Here is a 3,205-nt window from a genome sequence, read left to right on the forward strand (position 1 = left end):
TTCTTGGTTTGACTAATTATTTGTTTGAAAATAGCTTTAGCCAATAATGGAGGAACAGCATTCCCAATTTGTTGTTGTTGATATGATAAACTTCCTTTAAAAATGAAGTTATCGGGAAAACTCTGTAGTCTTGCGGCTTCTCTTACGGATAAACCTCTATCTTCAAATGGGTGTATTAGCATATTTTTTCGATAGTTAGCTATTACTACAGAGGGAGCATTAGGATTCAATCTTTTGTAAATGCCACTATGACAATTCTTAGTGTTTGTGTAATTCATCATCAGTTCATTTGGAATAGCTCTCCAATTCTGTCCTGGTGGTATTCTCTTATACCTTTCAATTACATATTCATTACTTCTGGAGACATAATTTTGTGTGGCAAATTTTGAATCCCCTCTCATCATTAAAGCATATTTACTAGCCTTAGTTTGTTTGTACGGTAGTTGGTTAATATTGGAGCCATTCTCTAAAGACGGCAAATCTGATAAAGCTTCTTCAACGGTAACTTTCTTGTCGTTTTTTTCGGGAAACTTAAACTCAATACCTAATCTATTACCGACCATAAAAAAACGGTTTCTATTTTGAGGAACTCCATAATCTGATGCAATTAGAACTTCTTCTGTAGTTTTATAGCCTAGTTTCCCAAACTCATTTTTGAGCGTTTCAACAACTAGCCCATCTTCAAATGATGTTATCCCCTCAACATTCTCGAATACAAACCATAAAGGCTTTACTTCTGCTACTTTTTTTATATATTCATAAAATAGTAGATTATTCGTATTGTCTGTATTCCTTGTTTTGGAGTTTGAAGTTGAAAATCCTTGACATGGCGGCCCCCCAAAAAGTACAAATATGTCATTATACTTTTTATTTAATTTGACCTTTGCAATATCATCACATATTACTTCTGCTTTAGGATGGTTGATTTTAAAAGATTCAGCCGCAAATTCATCAGATTCAATAGCTACTTTAATGTTAATGCCTGCCATTAGAGCTCCTACACTTAATCCGCCAGCACCACTAAAAATATCTATTGCATTTAGTCTCATAAGTCAAAAGGGAAAATCTTGGAGGTATAAGATAGCAAAACTTGTCAAGTTACGAAAAATAAAAAGAGAAAAGCAAATATATAAAATGTAAATAAAATTGTCTAATATAATTATCTTAATCTTTTTTAATAGACGGTATATAATTACAAGAAATGAGTCTATGAGTTCTACTGATTGCCAAATTAAGTCATTTTGGGCAAATATCTAAAGGGAGTCTCCCGTGTGCTTTGCCAAAGCTTAGAAAGGGGACTCTGAGGGCAAGGGTCCTGGCTATAGGGGAGAGTCTGAGAGAAAAGAAACATTATTTTTGATTTATAATCTAATTCTAAACTCATAATCCAATGCCCTCAGAGGCCCTTTGCTTGGCTTGGGCTTTCGCACACAGCGGTACGCCGCCCGGGAGATTCTAAGGGCACAAAAAAGGTACGCCATTGAGCGTCATGTACACTAGATATAACCAAATTAGGGAAGCTAACTAAAATAAGATTTGACCCATGATAGAATATAATGAAATTATAAGTATGTATTCTTCCAAGATGTTTTCAATGTATTCGACTTCGATTCCTGAACATGAATGGGGAGATAAAGAAGTTGCTTTAGAATATTTGAAAAAGTACTTTTTATCGGAAGAAGAATACTCGCAGAAATGGAAGCCTATACAAAACTCAATTTTTGAAAATCAGGAAACTGGATTGCCTGCTATGATCTTTAAAGATAACTATTCATTATTGGCTATTCGTGGTGGGGTTTTGTTTGAAAAAGAAGACTTTGAAAGTCTGCAAAACTGTATTCAAACTGTAGGCGACAGCTATTTGATAATCATTCAGAATGACTATGGAGTCAAGTTTGAAGAACCTCTTTTAAGAATGAAATATCCGGTAAGTGTTAATTGGGAAGAATTGATGAGCGGAAATTTTGTTTCAAGCATTCTTTTTGAAATGTTCCATAATGAATACTTCGTGTTTAGTGAAAGCGGGAATTGGGGTAGATATTGTGCAAATGATTATATTCATCCATTAAATATAATCGGCTTTAAACCAGAATTAGCTTCTGTTTTTAAAAAAGAGTTTAAGCCGCCAAAGAAAGAACAGGAAGAGATAAGAGAATGGCTACCTCCAAATTATAAAGAAATTGTACAATCTGATTTTTAAAGAATGAAAGCAAGCACTAACTACTTCTTGCGTTCCCTCAGAGTCCCTTTGCTTAGCTTTGGCTTGCGCACACAGCGGTACGCCGCCCGGGAGATTCTGAGGAAAAAAAATTTTGGTTTTTAAAAAATACAAGTAGATGATTTCTTTTAATGAATCTTTCAATATTGCTGAGGATTATTTAATTAAGCGTTTTCAGAATTCTGATAATCCTCCGGTAATAATTTTAAATCAAACTATCGAAACTGAAAAAGCGTGGATTTTCTTTTATAACAGTAAAAGATTTATAGAGAATAATGATGAATTCGCACGATACGTTGGAGGTGGCCCGCTCGCTATTTTAAAGAATAATGGTGAAATAATTCGTATTTCTCCATTTGTTGAAAATTTCGATGAATTTTTATCTTCATACTGAATAGTGTCTTGTCCTAAAATAGGTTGATGTAAACCTATTTTAAAACAGACAATCAAAGCAAAAGCTACGCTATTGCGGAGGTCTCTGCGTTGGCAGGAAAACCGCTATCATTGCCTGATGACAAGAACATTAAATGCATTACCGGTAATAGCTGCGATATCCTCGTTATAGATTGTCCACGCGCTACCAATCCAATATACCCCTACCGGATGATTATTATAGGCTACAGAGCCGCTGCCATACGGAGCCGGATTATAATTATGGGTAACCAGTACTATGTCTGTATGCTTCTGATTCGGGTAAGATAAAGTAGTAATATGCCCGATCGTATTAGCAGAAGTAGCTCTATGAACAAAAGCTGTCAACGCTTGGGCATTTGCCATCGTTTGCCAGGTACCATTGCCATTCGCATCACTGGTGAACACTTTTCCGGCTCCTGCATTTGGTTGAATCTGCAAAACTTTTATTTTGGCAGTATCTGCTTTAATACTCCCTGACACCTGAAGTTTTTCAGGAGTTATAGATTGTGCAACCGCCGCCAGAGAAATAATAGACAGTAACTGGAGTAGAATAAATTTTTTCATAGTTTGTGA

4 protein-coding genes are annotated in these 3,205 nt (G+C 35.4%); 2 read left to right on the plus strand and 2 right to left on the minus strand.

Annotated features, from left to right (window positions below; all coding sequences use genetic code 11):
- The coding region (locus EWM59_RS27340; RefSeq protein ID WP_130024357.1) for a DNA cytosine methyltransferase at positions 1-1,049 on the minus strand (1,049 nt) is incomplete at its 3' end.
- A 494-nt stretch (positions 1,050-1,543) separates the two neighbouring features.
- Here EWM59_RS27340 and EWM59_RS27345 point away from each other — a divergent pair.
- A complete protein-coding gene (locus EWM59_RS27345) occupies positions 1,544-2,200 on the plus strand; it encodes a hypothetical protein (RefSeq protein WP_130024358.1) in 657 nt (218 codons plus the stop codon).
- A gap of 136 nt (positions 2,201-2,336) precedes the next feature.
- Complete coding sequence (locus EWM59_RS27350) at positions 2,337-2,612, plus strand: YrhB domain-containing protein (RefSeq protein ID WP_130024337.1); 276 nt, start codon at positions 2,337-2,339, stop codon at positions 2,610-2,612.
- Positions 2,613-2,719: 107 nt separating this feature from the next.
- Here the strand turns inward: EWM59_RS27350 and EWM59_RS27355 are convergent.
- Positions 2,720-3,205, minus strand: a 486-nt coding sequence (locus EWM59_RS27355; RefSeq protein ID WP_207220076.1) for a DUF7452 domain-containing protein, incomplete at its 5' end; no start/stop codon positions are given.

The sequence above is a fragment of the Emticicia agri genome (assembly GCF_004168285.1).
Classification (GTDB): Bacteria; Bacteroidota; Bacteroidia; order Cytophagales; family Spirosomataceae; genus Emticicia; species Emticicia agri.

What these genes read in the sequence shown, in the direction of transcription:
- EWM59_RS27350 (WP_130024337.1), top strand. Translation starts at nt 2,337, where the DNA reads ATGATTTCTTTTAATGAATCTTTCAATATTGCTGAGGATTATTTAATT.
- EWM59_RS27345 (WP_130024358.1), top strand. Translation starts at nt 1,544, where the DNA reads ATGATAGAATATAATGAAATTATAAGTATGTATTCTTCCAAGATGTTT.